Raw genomic sequence first — 19,697 nt, forward strand, 5'->3', positions numbered from 1 at the left:
TGTCAGTGAAGCTGGTTCTGCGCTGCCTCCAGCCCGGCGCGGAGCAGCAGCTCGGCCGCATCCGCGGCTTCCTCGCAGATCACCCCGAGGTCCTTGCGCTCGGCAGCCGAGAACGGTTTGAGGACGTAGGACGCCGGATCCATTCGGCCGGGAGGCCTGCCGACGCCGACGCGTACCCGCAGGTAGTCCTTGGTGGACAGGTGCTGGGACACCGACCGTAGCCCGTTGTGGCCGCCCTCGCCGCCGCCGAGTTTGAGCCGGATGGTGCCGAATTCGAGGTCCAGCTCGTCGTGGACCACCACGATGTTCGCCGGCTCGACCGAGAAGAACCGCGCCAGTGCTGCGACGGGCTGACCGGACAGGTTCATGAAGGTGCGCGGCTTCGCCACGACGACCGGGCGGTCCGCCAGCCGCGCCTGCACCACATCGGAATTGGACTTCTTGTGCGACGAGAACTTCGCTCCGATGCGAGCTGCCAGAACGTCGGCAACCAGAAAACCTGCGTTGTGGCGGGTCGTTTCGTATTGAGGTCCCGGGTTTCCGAGACCGACGATCAAAGCTGGCTCTTCGTTCACGATGTTCATGCTCCCATCCGGGAAAAGAAAGAACGCGCCGCTCCCTGCAGGAGGGATCGGCGCGTTCTCGGGTAAGCGGGTTCGAATCAGCTCTCGGACTCGTCGGAAGCCGCTTCGGAGCCTTCCTCGACGGGCTCTGCGGGAGCGTCTTCGCCGCCCTCTGCTTCGAGGTCTTCCTCGGACGGAGCCTCGACGACGTTGACGAGCAGCAGCTCGGCGTCGGAGACCAGCGTCACGCCCTCGGGCAGTTCGAGGCCACCCGCGGTGATCTGAGTGCCGATCTCGGCGCCCTCGATCGAGACGGTGATGTTCTCGGGGATCGACAGTGCGTCTGCCTCGATCTCGACGGAGGTGGAGTCGGTGGTGACGAGGCTGCCGGCTGCGGCGTCGCCTTCGACGATGACGTTGACCTCGACGGAGACACGCTCACCCTTCTTCAGGACGAGGAGGTCGGCGTGCTCGATGCTGCGCTTGATCGGGTGAACGACGACCGACTTGGTCAGTGCGACCTGCTCGGCTCCTGCGATGTCGAGCGTCAGGACGGCGTTGGTGCCGTGCTTACGCAGCACTGCGGCGAATGCGCGTGCGTCGAGCGAGAGGTGCTGGGGGTCGCTGCCGTGCCCGTAGAGAACAGCGGGAACCTGGCCGTCGCGGCGTGCGCGGCGAGCTGCGCCCTTGCCGAATTCGGTACGGACGAGTGCCTCTAGGTTGTTTACTTCGTTCGACATGAGAGAAATACGCTCCTGGTTCTTGGTGGGCAAGGCTCGTCGGGGCGGACACGTACGAGCAAGGCCAGGGGCCGAGCCGCGTCGATCACGGTAGTTCCTGATACCAGGTCCTACCCTCGCCGAGACAACCCGGAAGACTTTACACCATCGACGGCGCCGAGCGTCACGCCATCAGGCGTCGCGCGATCTTCCTGGCCACGTCGATCGCGTCGTCGCGGGAACCGGCGGTGCTCATGACCACTGCGCCTTCGTGGATCAGGGACAGCTCGGTGCCCAGTGTCTCCGGGTTCTCGAGACCTCCTTCCGTGGCCAGGCGCACGAACAGCGATCTGGTCCACTCCTTCTCGGCGCGAATCACCGCGAGCGCCGGGTGATCGGTACCGCCGAACTCGGCGAACGCGTTGACGAATCCGCAACCTCGGTGGTTGGCCCGCATCCAGTTCTCCAGCGCGTCGTACACGCCGAGGATGCGCTCTCCTCCCGGTTCGTAGCCTTCGATGTGGGCGAGGACGAACTCGCACCACCGCTCGTACCGGCGTTGCAGGTAGCGCATGACGAGGCCGTCCTTGGATCCGAACCTGTCGTAGAGCGTCTTCTTGGTGGTACCTGCCTCCTCGGCGATGAGGTCGACGCCGACGGCCTTGATTCCACGCTCGTAGAACAGCGCGCTTGCCACGGTGAGTATGCGTTCGCCCGCGGGTGTCAGCGGGCGTTCGGTCACGGTCATGTATGTCTCCGATCACAGGTCCACTGCGAGTATACAGACCGGTGTGGTTACCTCACGGGTATGACAAGAATCGATGTCACCGCGGCCGTCTCGCTCGTGGTTCTGTGGAGTTCGGGATTCATCGGCGCCGAACTCGGCACGGCGTACGCGTCGGCGCACTCGCTTCTGGCGTGGCGCTACCTCGTCGCCGCGGTGATTCTGGTGGCGTGGTGCTGGTACCGCGGCCTACGCCCGACCTGGCAGGCGATCCGGCGCCACACGATCATCGGGTTCTTCGCGCAGTTCCTGTACCTGGGCGCCCTGGTCACCGGAGTGGGGCTCGGGGTCCCCGCGGGGACGGCAGCGCTGGTCGCGGCAGTGCAACCCCTCGTCGTCGCGGCGTTGTCGAGTCGATTCCTCGGCGAGCAGTTCCCGATGGGGCGACGGATCGCACTCGTGGTCGGTTTCGCGGGCGTCTTCCTGGTCGTCGCAGGTGATCTCGGCGGCGGGGCCGCGTCGTGGCCCGTCTATCTGCTGCCGGTGGCGGCCATGCTCGCGTTGTCGTGTGGCACCGTTCTCGAACGCCGGATGGCGACGACCGAGCCGATCGCCCTCGCCATGTGCGTGCAGAGCGTGGTGAGTGCCGTCCTGTTCATGGCGTGGAGTCTGCTGGCAGGCGACGCGGCCCCGCCGGTGAACTCGGGCTTCTGGACGGCGGTGGCGTGGACCGTCGTGTTGTCCACCTTCGGTGCCTACGGCACGTACCTCTTCGTCCTGCGGCGAAGCGGGGCGACGCGAGTGAGCACGCTCCTGTATCTGACGCCCGCGACGACCATGGTGTGGGCGTACCTGGCGTTCGGCGACCGGATCACCTGGCTCGCAGTGGTGGGTCTCGCGGTCACCGCCGTCGCCGTGATCGAGTGGAAGTTCTTGTTGCGCACAGTCTTTCCGGTCACAGCGCGCGGAGTGTCTCGACCATCTCGTCCAGTTGCGCGAACGTGACGAAGTAGTGCGGCGACGCCCGTACGACGGCGTCGAGTCCGCGCTGGGTCATGTCGACGAGCGTGGACCTACGGTGGCTGACGGTCACCGTGACATTCTTCTCGGCCAACGCGTCACGCACGTCGGTGGGCGCGAATCCGTCGACCGTGAACGAAACGATTCCGCTCTTGCGCTCGCCGAGATCGAGGACCGTGACCCCGCGCACACCTCGCAGCGCCGTGCGCAGGTGGTCCGCGCGTTCGGCTACCGCGTCGGCGACGTTGTCGATACCGATGTCGAGGAGATAGTCGACGGCGGTACCCAGCGCCAAGCGGGCGGCGACATCGCACTCCCAGAACTCGAATCGTGTGACATCCGGCGCGAGCCGATATTCGGACTCGCTCATCCACTGCGCACTGTGCAGATCGAGGGCAGGCGGTTCGAGCGAACTCGCCAGTTCCGGCCGCAGGTACAGGAACCCGGTCCCGCGCGGACCGCGTAGCCATTTCCTGCCCGTCGCGCTGAGTGCGTCGACGCCGAGTTCTTCGACGTCGACACGGAGTTGCCCGATCGATTGGCACGCATCGAGCAGCACCAACGCGCCGTGCCGGTGCGCCAGTTCGGCGACCTCACGAGCAGGGTTGACGAGCCCGCCGTTGGTGGGGGCGTGGACCAGCGAGACGACGCGCACCGAGTCGTCGAGCATCTTCTCGAGTGCGTCGAGGTCGATCTGCCCCGTCGGATCGCTCGGAACGAATTCGACGACGGCTCCGACTGCGGCCGCGCGTTGCAGTGCCGCGATCGCATTGCTCGCGTATTCGACCTCGCACAACAGGATTCGGTCACCCTTGGTCAGCGGGATGGAGTAGAAGAAATCGCTCCACGCGCGAGTCGCGCTGTCGCTCAGCGCAATGTCCGACGCGCGTGCGCCGATCAACGTACCGATCGACGTCTTGACCGCCGCCAGATCGGACATCCGCTCGTTTGCTGCGCGGTAACCACCGACCTCCGCTTCCCGACGCAGATGCGCCACAGCGGTGTCGACGACGGGTTGCGGAGGCAACGACGACCCGGCACTGTCGAGGAAGACTGTGGTGTCGGCAGCGGGGGTGTCGCGTCGAATTCGCTCCAGGTCGAACATGGCGGCGCCTTCCTCGAGAGAAATTGTCGGTGCGCTGTGGTGGACTCGTGGTTACTGTCGAAGCTGGGTCTCGAAGCTGGGTCTCGAGGTAAGGGTTTCATACGCTGAGCGGTTCGGTGGTGAACGGCACGGGTGTTTCGGTCGAGGCACCGGCGTTGTGGCTGCGGCAGAGGCCGTCGGCCGGGCACAACTTTAGGAGGGGCGTGTGTCGTCCAATGAGAAGTCTCGCGAGTTGAGTTCGCGCCTTGCGGCCGAGACGTATGTCGCAAGTGTCTGTTTCAAGTTAGGTCCACCCCAGCTCATCGGCGCAGAATTGGAATGGTTGACGCATACCGTCGACGGCGACAGGCCGTCACTCGAACACCTCGCGACCGTGCTGGGGGAGTACGCACCGCGCAGCATTGCACCTGATTCACCCGCATGGGCATTGCCCGGCGGAAGCACCGTCACGGTCGAACCCGGCGGTCAGATAGAACTTTCCAGCGCACCGTACGCTTCGGTACGCGAACTACAGCAGGCTCTGGATTCCGACGCACGCGTCATCGAAGCCGTGATGGCCGCAGGGCACGTCGGGATGACCTCGGCGCCCGCGGACAGTGAACGTGACGCAGAGCGCCTGCTCGTCCTCCCGAGATACTGCGCGATGGAGAACCGTTTCACCGCGATCGGTCCCTTCGGCAAGCTGATGATGTGCAACACCGCGGCCGCCCAGATCAGCGTCGACGCAGGAGTCGACCGCGCCGATGTGACGAGCCGCTGGCAGATGCTCGAGGCGATCGGACCGGCATTCGTCGCGGCATTCGCGTGTTCACCGCAGCTGAAGGGGGCACCCGCAGGGGAGTGGGCGTCGCAGCGCATGCGGACGTGGATCGAGCTCGACAACTCTCGTACGGATGTGCCGAGCACCGGTGACCCCGTATCGGATTACGCCGGATGGGCGCTCGATGTGCCGTTGCTGTGTATTCGCGGGGAGTCCGAGAACTGGGAGGCGCCGCAGGGCATGTCCTTCGCGGACTGGCTCGACGACTCCGGACCGATCGGCCGTCCGCCCACCCTCGACGACCTCGATTATCACCTCACCACGCTGTTTCCCCACGTGCGGGCATGCGGCCACCTCGAGATCCGATACCTCGACGCGCAGCCGGGTGTCGAGTGGGTAATTCCGGCCGCCGCATTCCATGCGTTGTTGTCGAGCCCGTCCGTCACCGACTCGGCATTCGCGCTGGCCGAGGGGACGGCAGGTCGCTGGATCGACGCGGCCAGGTCGGGGCTGGAGGACGACGATCTACGCGGTACCGCCGAGAACCTGCTGCGGCTGGCCGCCGAGAACTCGGGTGACTACGCCGACGTTCTGTTCGAGGCAGCGGAGCGATGTCGTCGCGGCGAGTCACCTGCCGCACTACCCACCACCAGACCTTCGACGGACAAGGAGCCGGTGTGAGCGAGACCGAGCAATTGAGAAGCAGCGTCCAGAAGGTTCTGGCTCGAAGTCGCGCCCGAAGCGAAGCGCTCACCGAATGCGTCGACGAGAAAGACCTGACCGCGCAGCATTCGCCGCTGATGAGCCCACTGATCTGGGATCTCGCGCACATCGGCAACCAGGAAGAGCTCTGGCTGGTACGCGACGTCGGTGGCCGCGAGCCGGTGCGCCGCGACATCGACGAGCTGTACGACGCGTTCAAGCACTCGCGGTCCAGCCGCCCCTCGCTGCCGCTGCTCTCGCCCGACGAAGCGCGGGCATACGTCGCGACGGTCCGCGACAAGGTGTGGGACGTCCTCGACTCGAGCCCGCTCGACGGCCGCAGGCTCGAGCGCAACGGATTCGCTTTCGGGATGGTCGCGCAACACGAACAGCAGCACGACGAGACCATGCTGGCCACGCACCAGTTGCGCGTCGGGCCTGCAGTGCTCACCGCACCTGCGCCGCCGAGCTCGCAGGTGCCCGCGTCGGGTGAGGTGGTGTTCACTGCAGGAGAGTTCTCGATGGGCACCACCCTCGATCCGTGGGCGTTGGACAACGAGCGGCCGGCGCACACGGTGCACGTTCCCGCGTTCGCGATCGATGTCGCTCCGGTGACCAACGCCCAGTACATCGAATTCATCGACGACGGCGGTTACGAGCGAGCGGGCCTGTGGAGCGAGCGTGGGTGGGAGCACCGAACGACCGAGGGCCTGCGGGCGCCACAATTCTGGGACCGCGACGCCGACGGCAGTTGGTGGCGCCGGGCGTTCGGCCGGACGTCTCCGGTGCGGCCGGATCAGCCCGTCGTGCACGTGTGTTTCTTCGAGGCCGAGGCGTACGCGCGGTGGGCAGGCAAGAGGCTGCCTACCGAGGCGGAATGGGAGAAGGCTGCGCGGTACGACCCGGCGTCGGGCACCGTACGCAAGTACCCGTGGGGAGATTCCGAGCCCACCGAGATTCACGCCAATCTAGGCCAGCGTCACCTCGAACCGGCGGATGTCGGTGCATACCCGGGCGGTGCATCGGCGCACGGTGTTCAGCAGCTGATCGGTGACGTCTGGGAGTGGACGTCCTCCGACTTCGAGCCGTATCCGGGATTCGAGCCGTTCCCGTACGCCGAGTATTCGGAGGTCTTTCTGCGCGGTGACTACAAGGTGCTGCGCGGTGGATCGTTCGGCACCGACGAAGTCGCCTGCAGGGGCACCTTCCGCAACTGGGATCACCCGATTCGTCGGCAGATCTTCGCCGGCATCCGGTGTGCCAGGGATGTCGTGGATGTGTAGGCATCTCGGCTACCTCGGGCCCGCCCGAAGCGTCGGCGACGTGCTCACGGGCGGTCCGAACTCGTTGCGCGTCCAGTCGTGGGCGCCGAAGGACATGCGCGGCGGCGGCACCATCAACGCCGACGGCTTCGGGGCGGCATGGTGGACCCCCGACGGTGTTGCGGACTACCGCAACGCGATGCCGATCTGGTCCGATCCGGCCGTCGAGACCGTCCTGGGCGGCATCGAGTCGACAGCGGTGGTGGCGGCCGTGCGATCGGCGACCGTCGGGATGCCCGTCGAACGCAGCGCCTGCGCGCCCTTCACCGACGGAACGTGGGCGTTCAGCCACAACGGCGTCGTCTTCGGCTGGCCCGACGCATTGGCCGACCTGGCCGCCGATGTCCCGCCGACCGCTCTGCTGCGGCTGCAGGCGCCGACCGATTCGGCGGCGCTGTGGGTGATCCTGCAGCACCTGCTTCGCGACTTCGAACCGGAAAAGGCGCTGCGCGAGCTCGTCTCCCGGGTGCGATCGACGTCGCCCAATCCGCGGCTCAACCTGCTGCTCGGCGACGGCACCACGCTCTACGCCACCACCCTGTACCACTCGCTGGCGGTGCTGGACACCGGTGACTCGGTCACCGTGGCGTCCGAGCCTCTCGACGACAACTCGCGGTGGCGCCTCGTCGACGACAAGAAGTTCGTCCGGGTGCGCCCGGGCCGCGTCGACATCACCGACCTCGAATAGAAGGAGAATCATGTCCGATACCGTGTTGGACGTACACATCTCGCCGGAACGGCTGCTCGAGGACCTGCGCGCCGACGTGCGGCAGGGGCTGACGGCGTCGCCGAAGTGGCTCTCGCCCAAATGGTTCTACGACGCCGCGGGCAGTGAGTTGTTCGAGAAGATCACCGAACTCCCGGAGTACTACCCGACCCGCACCGAGCGGGCGCTCATCGAAGCGCACGCGTACGACATCGCCGAGCGCACCGACGCGGCGATTCTCGTCGAACTCGGCTCTGGCTCGTCGGAGAAGACGCGGCTGTTGCTCGCAGCCGGCGTCAAGCACGGATCGCTACACAAGTACGTCCCGCAGGACGTTTCGCCGTCCGCGCTGACCGGTGCGATCGAGCAGATCTCGCAGGAGTTTCCGGCGCTGCAACTGCAGGGCATCGTCAGCGATTTCACCGACACTCTGCAGAACTTGCCTGCCGACGGTCGCCGGACCATCGCGTTTCTCGGTGGCACACTGGGCAACCTGATCCCGGAGGAGCGGGCGGAGTTTCTCTCCGACATCGGCGGCGCCCTCGTCTCGGACGAATTCCTTCTCCTCGGCGTCGGACTCGTCATCGATCCGGATGTGCTCGTTCCGGCGTACGACGACGCGGCCGGCGTGACAGCCTCGTTCAACGCCAATGTGCTCTCGGTGCTCAACACAAGGCTCGGCGCCGATTTCGATCCGGCGAAGTTCGCGCACGTCGCGTTGTGGAACTCAGAGGACGAGTGGATCGAGATGCGTCTGCGAGCCACCGAAGCGCACCACGTCTCGATCGCGGACCTCGGCCTCGACATCGACTTCGAGGCCGGTGAGGAACTGCGCACCGAGATCTCGGCCAAGTTCCGCCGCGAGGGAATCGAAAGGGAACTCGTCGACGCAGGATTCGGCATCGACGAGTTCTGGACCGATCCTCAGGACCGGTTCGCGCTCATCCTGGCCCGCCGCAGCTGACCCCTGCTCCTGCCCCGTCCCACCAGCCGCCCTGTCCCCGCCCCGCCGCCTTACCCCGCCCCGCCGCACCCCGTCCGCAAATGCATGTGCGTTTGCGTGGGGTGGGGGTGTGGGCTGGGGTTTTACTGCCCGGGTCCGCAAATGCATGTGCGTTTGCGTGGGGGTTGGGGTGTGGCCTGGGGTTTTCCGGCCCGGGTCCGCAAATGCATGTGCGTTTGCGTGGGGTGTTGGGTGGGGGCTGGGGTTTTCCCGCCCGGTCCGCAAATGCACGTGCGTTTGCGTGGGGTGGGGGGTGTGGCCTGGGGTTTTCCGGCCCGGTCCGCAAATGCACGTGCGTTTGCGTGGGGTGGTGGGTGTGGCCTGGGGTTTTCCGGCCCGGTCCGCAAATGCACGTGCGTTTGCGTGGGGTGGTGGGTGTGAGCCGGGGTGGGGATGGGAGATCTCGTCAGTTGGTGCGGCGACGAGCCTTTTCCAGAGCGGCGAGAGTGCCCAAAACGGAGGTGCGTTGACGGTCCAGGTCTTTCAGACGCGCACGGGCCGGGAGACCGGCGGAGCCGTCGAGCGCGGTGATCTGCTCGTCGATGCCGGAGAGCTGTTCGAGCAGCTTCTGCACCCGCGACTGCAGCTCGATCATGTCGATGCCGGTGACGCCTGCCTGAGCCTTCTTGGGTGCCGCCTTGGCCGGCGCACCGGAAGCGGACGAGCTGGTGGCCGCGCGAGGTGCGGCGATGGCTGCAGCTGCCCTGGGGCGCAAAGCTTTGCGGACGGCGGCGGGATCGGGGAGCTTCTCGAGGCGGATGCGGTTGAGCACCTCGCGCGCGTCACGAGCGGTGACGCGGAACTCGCGCTCCTCCTCGTCGTCGGAGGCGAGGGTGCCGCCGAGAGGCCGCAGGCCGTACATTCCGATGAAATGCTTGGCCTCGTCGATGATGGCTTCTTTTTCTCGGCAGAGGCCGCAGCGAGGCTCGTTTCGATAATCCTCGATCGAGTCGGTGCCTCCACACCAGACGCACCCACCCGGGGTCCAACGAGCGATTCGGACGGTAGAAGTTGCAGTTGGACTACCCAAGATTTGTGCGTCGATCACGACGAGTCATCTTAGGCTACAACGCAACCCGCTCCGCACACCCCCTCCCTGTCGAAGTGCGCTTTTCGGTCGTGGTAGTGACCAAGCTCATTTCGGGCAGCGAAGGAAGTGGCGGAGCGGGAGGGGAAGAAACCGAACGGACTCTTATGCGGAACCGTTGAACAGGCTTGTCACCGAACCGTTTTCGAAGACCTCACGGATCGTGCGGGCGAGAAGTGGGGCGATGGACAGCTCGGTGAGCGTGTCGAAGCGCTTCTCGTCCGTGATCGGCAGGGTGTTGGTGACGACGACTTCCTTGGCTCCGCAGTTCGCGAGACGCTCGGCTGCGGGGTCGGAGAGCACGCCGTGGGTGGCGGCGATGACGACGTCTCCTGCTCCTGCTTCCTTGAGGACCTTGACGGCGCCTGCGATGGTTCCGCCGGTGTCGATCATGTCGTCGATCAGGATGCAGGTGCGGCCTTCGACGTCACCGACGACGCGGTTGGACTTGACCTGGTTGGGCACCAACGGATCACGTGTCTTGTGGATGAAGGCGAGCGGTGCGCCGTCGAAGCTGTCCGCCCATTTCTCGGCGACGCGGACGCGGCCGGAGTCGGGGGAGACGACGGTGATGTGCTCGAGGCTGTACTTGCCGCGGATGTGCTCGGCGAGCTGGCTGTGTGCGTGCATGTGATCGACGGGGCCGTCGAAGAAGCCCTGAATCTGATCGGTGTGCAGGTCGACGGTGATGATGCGGTCGGCGCCTGCGGTCTTGAGCAGGTCGGCGACCAGCCGAGCGGAGATCGGTTCGCGTCCGCGGTGCTTCTTGTCCTGACGCGCGTACGGGTAGAACGGCAGAATCGCGGTGATGCGCTTGGCGGATCCACGCTTGAGGGCGTCGATCATGATGAGTTGTTCCATGAGCCAGGTGTTCAGCGGGAACGGGTGACTCTGCAACACGAAGGCGTCGGATCCGCGGACCGACTCCTCGAAGCGAACGAAGATCTCGCCGTTCGCAAAATCGCGGGCCGTCTGCGGGGTGATCTCGATCCCCAACTCTTTCGCCACCTGCTTGGCAAGTTCTGGATGTGCGCGACCCGAGAAGAGCATGAGGTTCTTCTGGTTGTCGATCCAATTCGGGGTGGTCACTACTGTTCGCCGTCCTTTGATTCGTGCGCGTTTGTCGACTCGGCGGACAGGGCACGAGCTGCAGCGTCCGCTGCAGCCGTCCCTGGCCGCTTCTTCTCGACCCAGCCCTCGATGTTGCGCTGGGAACCAGCGGAGACGGCGAGCGCCCCCGGAGGTACATCGTTGCGGAGCACTGTTCCTGCTCCCGTGTAAGCGCCGTCGCCCACGTGGACGGGAGCGACGAACATGTTGTCCGATCCCGTTCGTACGTGGGATCCGACGACGGTGCGGCGCTTGGTGATGCCGTCGTAGTTCACGAAGACACTCGAGGCGCCGATGTTGGAATGCTCGCCCACGGTCGCGTCGCCGACGTAGGTCAGGTGCGGGACCTTCGAGTGGTCGCCGATCGTCGAGTTCTTGGTCTCGACGAACGTGCCGATCTTGGCGCTCGTCCCGATCTCGGATCCGGGACGCAGATATGCGAAGGGCCCGATGGTGGCACCGGGCCCGATGGTGGAGAGATCTGCTTGGCTGCGTACGACCGATGCGCGCTCACCGACCACGACGTCGCGCAGAGTCGTGTCCGGTCCGATGACCGCGTCCTCGCCGACGTGCGTGTTGCCGTGGAGCTGCACGCCCGGTTCGAGGCGGACGTCCGCGCCGAGCGTGACGTCGATGTCGATCCACGTCGTCGCTGGATCGACGACGGTGACGCCCGCGCGCATGTGCTTCTCGACGATGTGGCGGTTGAGGATGCCGGTGACCCGCGCGAGCTGAACCCGGTCGTTGACGCCCATCACCAGGTCGGGATCGGCGAGCTGGGTGCCGAACACGGACAGGCCGCTGCTCTTGCTGATCTTCACCACGTCGGTGAGATAGAGCTCGTGCTGCGCGTTCTGGGTGCTCAGGCGTCCGAGCGCCGTCCGCAGTGCGGACGCGTCGAATGCGTACACACCGGAGTTGACCTCGGTGATGTTGATCTGTTCCGGGGTCGCATCGGCGTGTTCGACGATCTCGGCGACCTCGTCGTCGTCGGTTCGGACGATGCGGCCGTATCCGTTGGCATCGGATGGAATGAAGGTGAGTACGGTCGCGGCCGCCCGAGTCGGTGCGCTGAGATGCTCGTCGAGCAGGGCTTTGAGGGTGTGGCCGTCGAGCAGTGGCACGTCGGCGGCGGTGACGAGGATGGTGCCCTCGAAGTCGTCGGGCAGGGATCGAAGGCCGCACTGGACGGCATGGCCCGTGCCGAGTTGTTCCTCTTGTATCGATGTCTCGATCGAACGACCGAGTTCGACGCTCAACTCGTGGACGGACTCGGTGACCCGCTCCCGATCATGCCCGACGACGGTGACCAGGTAGTCGGGGCCGAGGTCGGCTGCGGCGTGCAGTGCATGCGCGAGCATCGTGCGGCCTGCGAGTGCGTGAAGAACCTTCGGAGTCTTGGACCGCATTCGGGTACCTGCACCCGCTGCGAGAACGACCACGGCGGTTTGCACTGGCAACTGAGCTCCTCGGCGAAAATCGCACTCTACTGAAAACGCACTCGATCGATCGACAGATGTCTTCGCTCCGCCGCCAGGACTCGAACCTGAACTATCTGAACCAAAATCAGAGGTGCTGCCATTACACCACGGCGGATCACGGACCAGCGGTTTCTCCGGTGGCTGGAACCCAATCGTTCAGGCTACGCAGTCGCGGCTCTCCCGCCGAGCGCAACGAGTCTCGCATGAGATGTGGTTGTCAGTCGAACCGCTCCCATAAAACGCGACGGAACCCGCACTAGGCTCGTGGCCGATACTCCTCGAGGGTCGAGGGAACGCGTGCGATTGGTGGGAGGCGATATGTCCGAACCCGAGCGCCCGCCGCGCGTACGGATGACGGGAACTCAGCGTCGGGAACAGCTGATCGAGATCGGCCGGTCGCTGTTCGCCGAGCGCGGCTACGAGGCGACGTCGGTCGAGGAGATCGCCGTCCGCGCGCATGTGTCCAAACCCGTCGTCTACGAGCACTTCGGCGGCAAAGAGGGACTCTATGCAGTGATCGTGGATCGCGAGATGTCGACGTTGCTGCGGATGATCACGTCCTCCTTGGAACAGAACAGATCGCGTGTTCGGGTCGAGCGTGTGGCGTTGGCGCTGCTGACCTTTGTGGAGGAGAGGACCGACGGCTTCCGGATTCTGGTCCGTGATTCTCCTGTCGCGGCTGCAGACGGGAAGTACTCGTCTTTGCTCAACGACGCGGTCGGCCAGGTGGGCCACATTCTCGCGGGCGATTTTCTCCGACGGGGATTCGATCCCGGTTTCGCACCGCTCTACGCGCAGGCGCTCGTGGGCATGGTGTCGATGACTGCACAGTGGTGGCTCGACGTGCGCGAACCGTCGAAAGAGGTGGTCGCCGCGCACGTTGTCAACCTGTGTTGGAACGGTCTCACCAATCTGGAGGCTGCACCGCAATTAGGTGAAGAATGAGCGGTCCATTTTCACTCTCGTCGACAAAAGAGCGAGTACAGTCGCTTTCGTGCCAGTGAGAGGCACGTCACACGCACGCTCGTTATATGTTCGGACCGGAAGCAAGTTGATCAAGGGCGGAAAGCTGCTGGGTGGTACCGTTCGTTCGTAATTTGCGCAGTGGCAGCCCAGTATTGCGAAGGCGGATCCAATGGTCAGACAGGCCCGCGCCGAGATCACTCGCGACACCGTTTTGTCGGGGGCAGCAAACGTATTTCTGCGCCTCGGCTATGCGAACGCGAGCCTCAGCGAGATCATCTCTCAGTCACAGGTCACCAAAGGTGCCCTGTATTTCCACTTCGGATCCAAAGAAGAGTTGGCTCGTGCCGTCATCGACGAGGGCAACGCTCGTCTGACGTCGGCGTGCAAGCAGTTCAACGACGGACGCATTCCGGCGCTGGAAGCTGCCATCGGCATCTCGTACATCGTCGTCGACCTGTCGGTCAGCGATCCCATGGTGTCGGCCATGCTGCGTCTGAGTCATCAGATCGGCGACTACCGCGGCACCCAGGGCAATGTGATGGCGGGGTGGAGCGATGCCTTCGATTCACTCGCGGCCAAAGCGATCAAGCAGGGCGACATCGACCCGAGTTCCGATTCCAGGACCATCGGTTCGCTCGTCCTCGAGATCCTGACCGGAGTGCACATGGTTGCTGTCGCCACGGCCAGCACCGCCGAGCTGCCGTCGCGCATGGAACGGCTCTGGTACTACCTGCTGCCGTCTCTCGTGACGCCGGGCAAGCTCGAGTACTTCCGTGAGTTCGCGGCACGACGGGTCATTCGGCACTGAGTCGGCACCGGGGTGGGTCTTTGATGCTGCCCAGCCGATGTTCGGTCGGTGTTCTCCCATAGAATCGAGCGCGGTCGCCGGTTTCCCCGCTCACTCAGCGGGGTAGAGCCGGGTCAACAGTTGTGCCGATCTCGCTCAGGAGCCTCGCCCTTGTCTTCCGAACCCTCGCTTCACCTGTCGGGCCTTGCGCGTGTGGCCCTGACGGACTCTGCGTTCACCTCCGTGAGCGAGGCTGTCGGTGCAGCCGAGCGAACATTGGTCGCTCCCCATTCGGCGCGTCCGTTCGTCGCCGCCGCGATAGCGGAGCGGGCGCAGGTTCTCGTGGTGACCGCAACCGGCCGCGAGGCCGACGAACTGACCGCCGAACTCGGGCAGATCCTCGGCAACGCCGTCGTGCAATTCCCGTCGTGGGAAACACTGCCGCACGAACGCCTCTCGCCCAGTGCGGATACCGTCGGCCGCAGGCTGGAGGTGCTGCGTCGTCTCGCTCGCCCTGACGACAGGGACTACGGACCCGCCATTCAGGTGATCGTCACCACGGTTCGATCGCTGGTTCAGCCGATGGCTCCCGGGCTGGGCGAGATCGAGCCGATCGGATTGAAGGTCGGCGTCGAGACCGATTTCGACGGCTTGATCCACCGGCTCGTCGAGCTCGCGTACACCCGCGTCGACATGGTCGGCAAGCGTGGGGAGTTCGCCGTCCGAGGTGGCATTCTCGACATCTTCTCCCCGACGGCCGATCATCCGGTTCGTGTCGAATTCTGGGGCGACGAGGTCACCGAACTTCGTGCGTTCTCGGTGGCGGATCAGCGTTCGTTGCCCGACGTCGAGATCACCTCGGTCATCGCGCCGCCGTGTCGTGAGCTGATTCTGACGCAGACGGTCCGCGATCGCGCGGCGACGCTGGCCGCGGACAATCAGGCCGATGCTGCGCTCGTGGAGATGCTCGACAAGCTGTCCGCGGGGATCCCCGTCGAGGGCATGGAGGCGTTGCTGCCGCTGCTGCAACCCGGCGAGTTGGAGTTGCTCGCCGACGTCCTGCCTGCCGGGTCCCACGTCTTGCTGTGCGACCCGGAGCGAATCCGCACCCGTGCAACAGATCTGGTGCGCACCGGCCAGGAATTTCTCGAGGCGTCGTGGACGGCCGCATCGGTCGGGGGCGCTGCGCCACTCGACACCTCGACGGTCGACACGTCCGGACTCGGCGGGGTGAGCCTGGACCTCGGAGCTTCGGCGTACCGATCGCTGCGTCAGATTCGCGAGTCCGCACAGGCACTCGGCCGTCCGTGGTGGACCATCAGTCCTTTGGCGTCGGGCAGCGGTGAAGAAGTGGAACTCGCGGTCGAGTCGGTGCCCGAGGTCCGTGGATCCGAGGAGTTGCTGACGGGTGTGTTCGCGATGCTGCGCGCGCACGTGTCCACCGGCGGTCGCGCAGTCATCGCAGTGGCAGGTGCCGGCACGGCCGACCGCATCATCGAACGGCTCGGCGAGGCCGAAGTGCCTGCGGCGCACATCGATTCGGGTGCCGAGCCGCTGCCGGACATCGTCAGTGTCCTGTGCGCCTCGTTGCACGAGGGACTGATCCTGCCCGACGCGAAACTCGTGGTCGTCACCGAAAGCGACCTCACCGGCAACCGCGTCGCCGCTGCCGAGGGCCGAAAGATGCCCGCCAAGAGGCGAAATCAGGTCGATCCGCTCGCGCTCGTCGCAGGCGACAGCGTCGTGCACGATCAGCACGGCATCGGCCGCTTCGTCGAGATGATCGAGCGGACCGTCGGCGGTGCACGCCGTGAATATCTCGTCATCGAGTACGCGCCCAGCAAGCGCGGGCATCCGGGTGATCGGTTGTTTGTTCCGATGGACTCGCTCGATCAGCTCTCGCGGTATGTCGGCGGTGAGCTACCCTCGCTCAGCAAGCTCGGTGGTTCGGACTGGGCCAACACCAAACGTAAAGCGCGCAAGGCGGTTCGGGAGATCGCGGGCGAGCTCGTGCAGCTGTACGCGGCACGTCAAGCTGCCCCCGGTCACGCATTCGGGCCGGATACCCCGTGGCAGCGCGAAATGGAAGACGCGTTCGGATTCACCGAGACGATGGATCAGATGACGGCCATCACCGAGGTCAAGGCCGATATGGAGAAGCCGGTTCCGATGGACCGCGTCATCCTCGGTGACGTCGGATACGGCAAGACCGAGATCGCGGTTCGTGCGGCGTTCAAAGCAGTCCAGGACGGTAAGCAGGTCGCCGTGTTGGTCCCGACGACGCTGCTGGCCCAGCAACATCTGCAGACGTTCACCGCTCGCATGGCGGCGTTCCCGGTCACGGTCAAGGGCCTGTCCCGCTTCACCCACGGCGCCGACTCGAAGCAGGTCATGGCGGGTCTCGCCGACGGCACCGTCGACATCGTCATCGGCACCCACCGGCTGTTGCAGACCGGAGTCACCTGGAAGGACCTCGGGCTCGTCATCGTCGATGAGGAACAGCGGTTCGGTGTCGAGCACAAGGAACACATCAAGTCGTTGCGTACGCACGTCGACGTGCTGACGATGTCCGCGACGCCGATCCCTCGTACGCTCGAGATGAGCCTCGCGGGCATCCGTGAGTTGTCCACCATCCTCACCCCGCCCGAGGAGCGTCATCCCGTCCTGACGTATGTCGGAGCGTACAACGACAAGCAGGTCGCGGCTGCGATCAGGCGCGAGTTGCTGCGCGACGGCCAGGTGTTCTTCGTGCACAACCGGGTGAGCTCGATCGACAAGGCAGCCAAGCGAATTCGCGATCTTGTTCCCGAGGCCAGGGTCGCGACTGCGCACGGCCAGATGAACGAGGAGACGCTGGAGAAGACGGTGCAGGGGTTCTGGGAGCGCGAGACCGACGTGCTGGTGTGTACCACCATCATCGAGACGGGTCTCGACATCTCCAACGCCAACACGCTCATCGTCGAACGTAGCGATTCGCTCGGCCTGTCGCAGCTGCACCAGCTGCGCGGTCGTGTCGGACGTAGCCGTGAACGTGGCTACGCGTACTTCCTCTACCCGGCCGAGAAGCCGTTGACCGAAACGGCTTACGACCGACTCGCGACGATCTCGCAGAACTCGGACCTCGGCGCGGGTATGGCCGTGGCGATGAAGGACCTCGAAATCCGCGGCGCGGGAAACGTTCTCGGCGCCGAGCAGTCCGGTCACGTCGCGGGAGTCGGATTCGACCTCTACGTCCGCCTCGTCGGCGAGGCAGTCGAGGCGTATCGCGCTGTCATGGACGGTAAGCCGATCACCACGGACGAGGCGCCCAAGGAGGTGCGCATCGATCTACCGGTGGACGCACACATTCCGCCCGATTACGTCACCAGCGACCGCCTACGGCTCGAGGCGTATCGCAAGCTCGCTGCCGCAACCGATTCCGAATCCATCACTGCCGTCATCGACGAGATGGTGGACCGCTACGGTCCGCTGCCCGAGGAGGTGGGACGTCTGGTGTCGGTGGCGAAGCTGCGGCTCATCGCGAAGGAGTACGCGCTGACCGATGTCAACGTCTCCGGTACTCAGGTGAAGTTGGCGCCGATGGATCTGCCCGATTCGAAGCAGATTCGGCTCAAGCGTCTGTACCCCAACGCCCAGTACCGGGCGACGACGGGTGTTGTGCAGCTGCCACTCCCGCGCGTCGAAGGCGGCGGAGTCGGCGCGGCCCGGGTTCGGGATGTCGAATTGGTTCAGTTCATCGCCGATCTCATTCTGTCGCTGGACGGTAAGCCGTCACGATCGGTGTTGTTGGAGCAGACTGTGGGGGTGTGATGACGGTAGTACTGCTCGATCCGGTCCGGCCGACGATGGTTCCGGCGGAGGCGGTCGAATTCCTGAGCGGGGTAGTGGAATTCACCGAGGAGGTGCCCGTTCGGATCCGGTGGTTGTTCTCCGGGACGGCGCGCGCCTCGGGGTCAGCAGCAGTGCTGGTCAGTACCGACCCGAGCAACCCCGAGGTACTCGACCGCATCCGGCGCGGCGAACGCGTCGTCGAGTCGCCGAAGTTGCCGGGTGACGACCTCATCGCCGCTGTCGTGCTCATGGACCGACTGCGCACGATCGGCGGTTGGGAGGCCCAGCAAACTCACGCGTCGTTGAGCGGTTACCTGCTGGAAGAGACCTACGAGCTCCTCGACGCCATCCACAGCGGCAACCTCGTCGACCTGAAGGAAGAGCTCGGTGACATTCTGCTGCAGGTGCTGTTCCACTCGCGGATAGCCCAGGACGCCGACGAAGGGAGGTTCGACGTCGACGACGTCGCAGCCGGTCTCGTCGCGAAGCTGACCCACCGCACACCGCATCTGACCGACGGCTCCACCGGCCCCATCGACGTCGCCGCGCAGGAGAAAGCGTGGGAGGAGAAGAAGGCGGCCGAGAAGGCTCGCGGGTCGTGCCTGGACGGTATCGCCATGGCGCAGCCCGCCCTCGCGTTGGCGCAGAAGGTCGTCGCGCGCGCAAGCAAGGCAGGACTACCGGACGAGCTCATCCCGGACCAGCTGCGCACCGTGCACATCGGCGCCGACCACAGCCACGGCGGCGAGAGCGCCGAGGACCTGTTGCGGCGCGACGTGTTGGATTTCGCCCGACGTATCCGAGGTGCCGAGGAATTGGCCAAGGTGCACGGCGCGCAGCCCGGCAAACTCACTCCGATGCAGTGGATCGAGAACTGGGCTCGGCGGTAGTTCGCTCACCTTTGTCGGACCGAATGTCACCTTCGCTCACTCTTGGGTGATCGGATGTCGCCTTCGCTCACTCTGAGTGACCGGATGTCGCCTTCGCTCACTCTGAGTGACCGGATGTCGCCTTCGCTCACCTGGTCGGACCGAATGTCGCCTTCGCTCCAATCCACCCCGAGCCTCACACCGCTTGAATGAACCATTCGATCGGTGGACGGGCTACTTCCGCCAGAACAGGTGATGCGTGACGCCGCTGGTGCTCGGGATGGTTTCGTGTTCGAAGCGATCGTTCAACTCGTCGGGGGAGTCCCAGAGTGTGAGTCCGCTTCCAATCTCGAGAGGCGAGACGGCGATGTGCATGGTGTCGACGAGGTCCGCGTCGAGGAACTCGCGGACGGTGGTGACGCCGCCACCGAGTCGGACGTCGCGGCCACCGGCAGCCTTTTTCGCCTGCTCGAGCACGGCAGCCGGGTCGTCGTCGATGAAGTGAAAGGTCGTGTCGCCGAGCGTGATCGATGGGCGCTCATGGTGGGTGAGGACGAAGACAGGCGTGTGGAAGGGAGGTTCGTCGCCCCACCAGCCCTCCCACTCGAGGTTTTCCCAGGGTCCGCGCTGGAATCCGAACTTGTTTCGTCCCATGATCTCGGCGCCGATGTTGTTGGCGAAGTCGCGGGTGAAGTAGTCGTCCAGGCCCCTGCTGCCGCCGGGATCGGTACGGTTGGGCCAGCTCGCGGTAGCTCCGCACCACGCGAACATATTCGAATGATCGAAGCCGAACGGGCTTTCGAAGCTCTGGTTCACCCCTGCCGCGATGCCGTCGCTCGAGACGTTGAAGTTCTGTACCCGAAGTAGCTGTCCCACGTGTGCTCCCTGCGTCGATTCTGCTGTTCGAGATGTGGACCAGGCCGACCGCCGAAACTCATCGCA

At 65.1% G+C, this 19,697-nt stretch carries 17 protein-coding genes and 1 tRNA gene; 9 read left to right on the plus strand and 9 right to left on the minus strand.

Translation table 11 applies throughout. The features are described from left to right. Window positions 1-2 precede the first annotated feature (2 nt). The 3 genes from pth to RY1_RS26315 form a co-directional block, all read right to left on the minus strand. Entirely contained in the window at window positions 3-575 is a 573-nt protein-coding gene (gene pth, locus RY1_RS26305) for an aminoacyl-tRNA hydrolase (protein ID WP_072807019.1), read from the minus strand. 86 nt (window positions 576-661) lie between these two features. After that, complete coding sequence (locus RY1_RS26310) at window positions 662-1,303, minus strand: 50S ribosomal protein L25/general stress protein Ctc (RefSeq protein WP_072807020.1); 642 nt, start codon at window positions 1,301-1,303, stop codon at window positions 662-664. 163 nt (window positions 1,304-1,466) lie between these two features. Then, a complete protein-coding gene (locus tag RY1_RS26315) occupies window positions 1,467-2,030 on the minus strand; it encodes a TetR/AcrR family transcriptional regulator (protein ID WP_072806985.1) in 564 nt (187 codons plus the stop codon). A gap of 60 nt (window positions 2,031-2,090) precedes the next feature. On the opposite strand from RY1_RS26315, the gene RY1_RS26320 reads away from it, so the two are divergent. Next, a complete protein-coding gene (locus RY1_RS26320; RefSeq protein WP_072806986.1) occupies window positions 2,091-3,011 on the plus strand; it encodes a DMT family transporter in 921 nt (306 codons plus the stop codon). On the opposite strand, the gene RY1_RS26325 is transcribed toward RY1_RS26320, so the two are convergent. Beyond that, window positions 2,962-4,131: an aminotransferase class V-fold PLP-dependent enzyme gene (locus RY1_RS26325; RefSeq protein WP_072806987.1), complete on the minus strand. Its 1,170-nt coding sequence runs from the start codon at window positions 4,129-4,131 to the stop codon at window positions 2,962-2,964. The two genes, RY1_RS26320 and RY1_RS26325, sit on opposite strands and share 50 nt — an antisense overlap. 205 nt (window positions 4,132-4,336) lie before the next feature. Here RY1_RS26325 and egtA point away from each other — a divergent pair, with 205 nt between their 5' ends. The 4 genes from egtA to egtD are packed head-to-tail and all read left to right on the plus strand — an operon-like array spanning window position 4,337 to window position 8,585. Continuing rightward, window positions 4,337-5,572 (plus strand): ergothioneine biosynthesis glutamate--cysteine ligase EgtA, encoded by a 1,236-nt coding sequence (gene egtA, locus RY1_RS26330; protein ID WP_072806988.1) that lies wholly within the window; start codon window positions 4,337-4,339, stop codon window positions 5,570-5,572. After that, window positions 5,503-6,876 (plus strand): ergothioneine biosynthesis protein EgtB, encoded by a 1,374-nt coding sequence (gene egtB / locus RY1_RS26335; protein ID WP_072806989.1) that lies wholly within the window; start codon window positions 5,503-5,505, stop codon window positions 6,874-6,876. Before egtA ends, egtB begins: the two co-directional genes overlap by 70 nt. Then, on the plus strand, window positions 6,869-7,603 hold the full coding sequence (gene egtC / locus RY1_RS26340) for an ergothioneine biosynthesis protein EgtC (RefSeq protein ID WP_072807021.1): 735 nt from the start codon (window positions 6,869-6,871) through the stop codon (window positions 7,601-7,603). Before egtB ends, egtC begins: the two co-directional genes overlap by 8 nt. A 10-nt stretch (window positions 7,604-7,613) precedes the next feature. After that, window positions 7,614-8,585, plus strand: coding sequence for an L-histidine N(alpha)-methyltransferase (gene egtD, locus RY1_RS26345; protein WP_072806990.1), 972 nt, complete (start codon window positions 7,614-7,616; stop codon window positions 8,583-8,585). A gap of 445 nt (window positions 8,586-9,030) precedes the next feature. Here egtD and RY1_RS26350 read toward each other — a convergent pair whose 3' ends face one another. The 4 genes from RY1_RS26350 to RY1_RS26365 all read right to left on the minus strand — a co-directional run bounded on the left by RY1_RS26350 (window position 9,031) and on the right by RY1_RS26365 (window position 12,417). Continuing rightward, the gene (locus tag RY1_RS26350; protein ID WP_174565479.1) at window positions 9,031-9,654 is read right to left on the minus strand and encodes a hypothetical protein; all 624 of its coding nucleotides are present in this window, start codon (window positions 9,652-9,654) and stop codon (window positions 9,031-9,033) included. Window positions 9,655-9,816: 162 nt separating this feature from the next. Then, complete coding sequence (locus RY1_RS26355) at window positions 9,817-10,800, minus strand: ribose-phosphate diphosphokinase (protein ID WP_072806991.1); 984 nt, start codon at window positions 10,798-10,800, stop codon at window positions 9,817-9,819. After that, the gene (glmU, locus tag RY1_RS26360) at window positions 10,800-12,281 is read right to left on the minus strand and encodes a bifunctional UDP-N-acetylglucosamine diphosphorylase/glucosamine-1-phosphate N-acetyltransferase GlmU (protein WP_072806992.1); all 1,482 of its coding nucleotides are present in this window, start codon (window positions 12,279-12,281) and stop codon (window positions 10,800-10,802) included. The genes RY1_RS26355 and glmU overlap by 1 nt, the downstream gene beginning before the upstream one ends. Window positions 12,282-12,346: 65 nt before the next feature. Then, window positions 12,347-12,417 (minus strand) — tRNA-Gln (locus RY1_RS26365). A gap of 203 nt (window positions 12,418-12,620) precedes the next feature. Between RY1_RS26365 and RY1_RS26370 the strand changes: the two genes are divergently transcribed. From RY1_RS26370 to RY1_RS26385, 4 genes are all read left to right on the plus strand, one after another. Then, complete coding sequence (locus RY1_RS26370; RefSeq protein WP_072806993.1) at window positions 12,621-13,247, plus strand: TetR/AcrR family transcriptional regulator; 627 nt, start codon at window positions 12,621-12,623, stop codon at window positions 13,245-13,247. Between the two features lie 190 nt (window positions 13,248-13,437). After that, entirely contained in the window at window positions 13,438-14,076 is a 639-nt protein-coding gene (locus RY1_RS26375; RefSeq protein WP_072806994.1) for a ScbR family autoregulator-binding transcription factor, read from the plus strand. A 150-nt stretch (window positions 14,077-14,226) separates the two neighbouring features. Then, on the plus strand, window positions 14,227-17,865 hold the full coding sequence (gene mfd / locus RY1_RS26380) for a transcription-repair coupling factor (protein WP_072806995.1): 3,639 nt from the start codon (window positions 14,227-14,229) through the stop codon (window positions 17,863-17,865). Then, window positions 17,865-18,776, plus strand: a complete 912-nt coding sequence (locus RY1_RS26385) for a nucleoside triphosphate pyrophosphohydrolase (protein WP_072806996.1) — start codon at window positions 17,865-17,867, stop codon at window positions 18,774-18,776. Before mfd ends, RY1_RS26385 begins: the two co-directional genes overlap by 1 nt. 213 nt (window positions 18,777-18,989) lie before the next feature. Here the strand turns inward: RY1_RS26385 and RY1_RS26390 are convergent, their stop codons facing one another. Next, window positions 18,990-19,631: a dihydrofolate reductase family protein gene (locus RY1_RS26390; protein ID WP_072806997.1), complete on the minus strand. Its 642-nt coding sequence runs from the start codon at window positions 19,629-19,631 to the stop codon at window positions 18,990-18,992. Window positions 19,632-19,697: the final 66 nt, after the last annotated feature.

It is taken from the genome of Rhodococcus yunnanensis NBRC 103083 (assembly GCF_001895005.1).
In the GTDB taxonomy this organism is placed as follows: domain Bacteria; phylum Actinomycetota; class Actinomycetes; order Mycobacteriales; family Mycobacteriaceae; genus Rhodococcoides; species Rhodococcoides yunnanense.

Excerpts from the sequence above, each read along its gene's own strand:
- egtD (WP_072806990.1), top strand. The coding sequence starts at position 7,614 with ATGTCCGATACCGTGTTGGACGTACACATCTCGCCGGAACGGCTGCTC.
- RY1_RS26385 (WP_072806996.1), top strand. The coding sequence starts at position 17,865 with ATGACGGTAGTACTGCTCGATCCGGTCCGGCCGACGATGGTTCCGGCG.
- RY1_RS26325 (WP_072806987.1), bottom strand. The coding sequence starts at position 4,131 with ATGTTCGACCTGGAGCGAATTCGACGCGACACCCCCGCTGCCGACACC.
- RY1_RS26310 (WP_072807020.1), bottom strand. The coding sequence starts at position 1,303 with ATGTCGAACGAAGTAAACAACCTAGAGGCACTCGTCCGTACCGAATTC.
- RY1_RS26315 (WP_072806985.1), bottom strand. The coding sequence starts at position 2,030 with ATGACCGTGACCGAACGCCCGCTGACACCCGCGGGCGAACGCATACTC.
- RY1_RS26320 (WP_072806986.1), top strand. The coding sequence starts at position 2,091 with ATGACAAGAATCGATGTCACCGCGGCCGTCTCGCTCGTGGTTCTGTGG.
- RY1_RS26370 (WP_072806993.1), top strand. The coding sequence starts at position 12,621 with ATGTCCGAACCCGAGCGCCCGCCGCGCGTACGGATGACGGGAACTCAG.
- egtC (WP_072807021.1), top strand. The coding sequence starts at position 6,869 with ATGTGTAGGCATCTCGGCTACCTCGGGCCCGCCCGAAGCGTCGGCGAC.
- egtB (WP_072806989.1), top strand. The coding sequence starts at position 5,503 with ATGTCGTCGCGGCGAGTCACCTGCCGCACTACCCACCACCAGACCTTC.
- RY1_RS26375 (WP_072806994.1), top strand. The coding sequence starts at position 13,438 with ATGGTCAGACAGGCCCGCGCCGAGATCACTCGCGACACCGTTTTGTCG.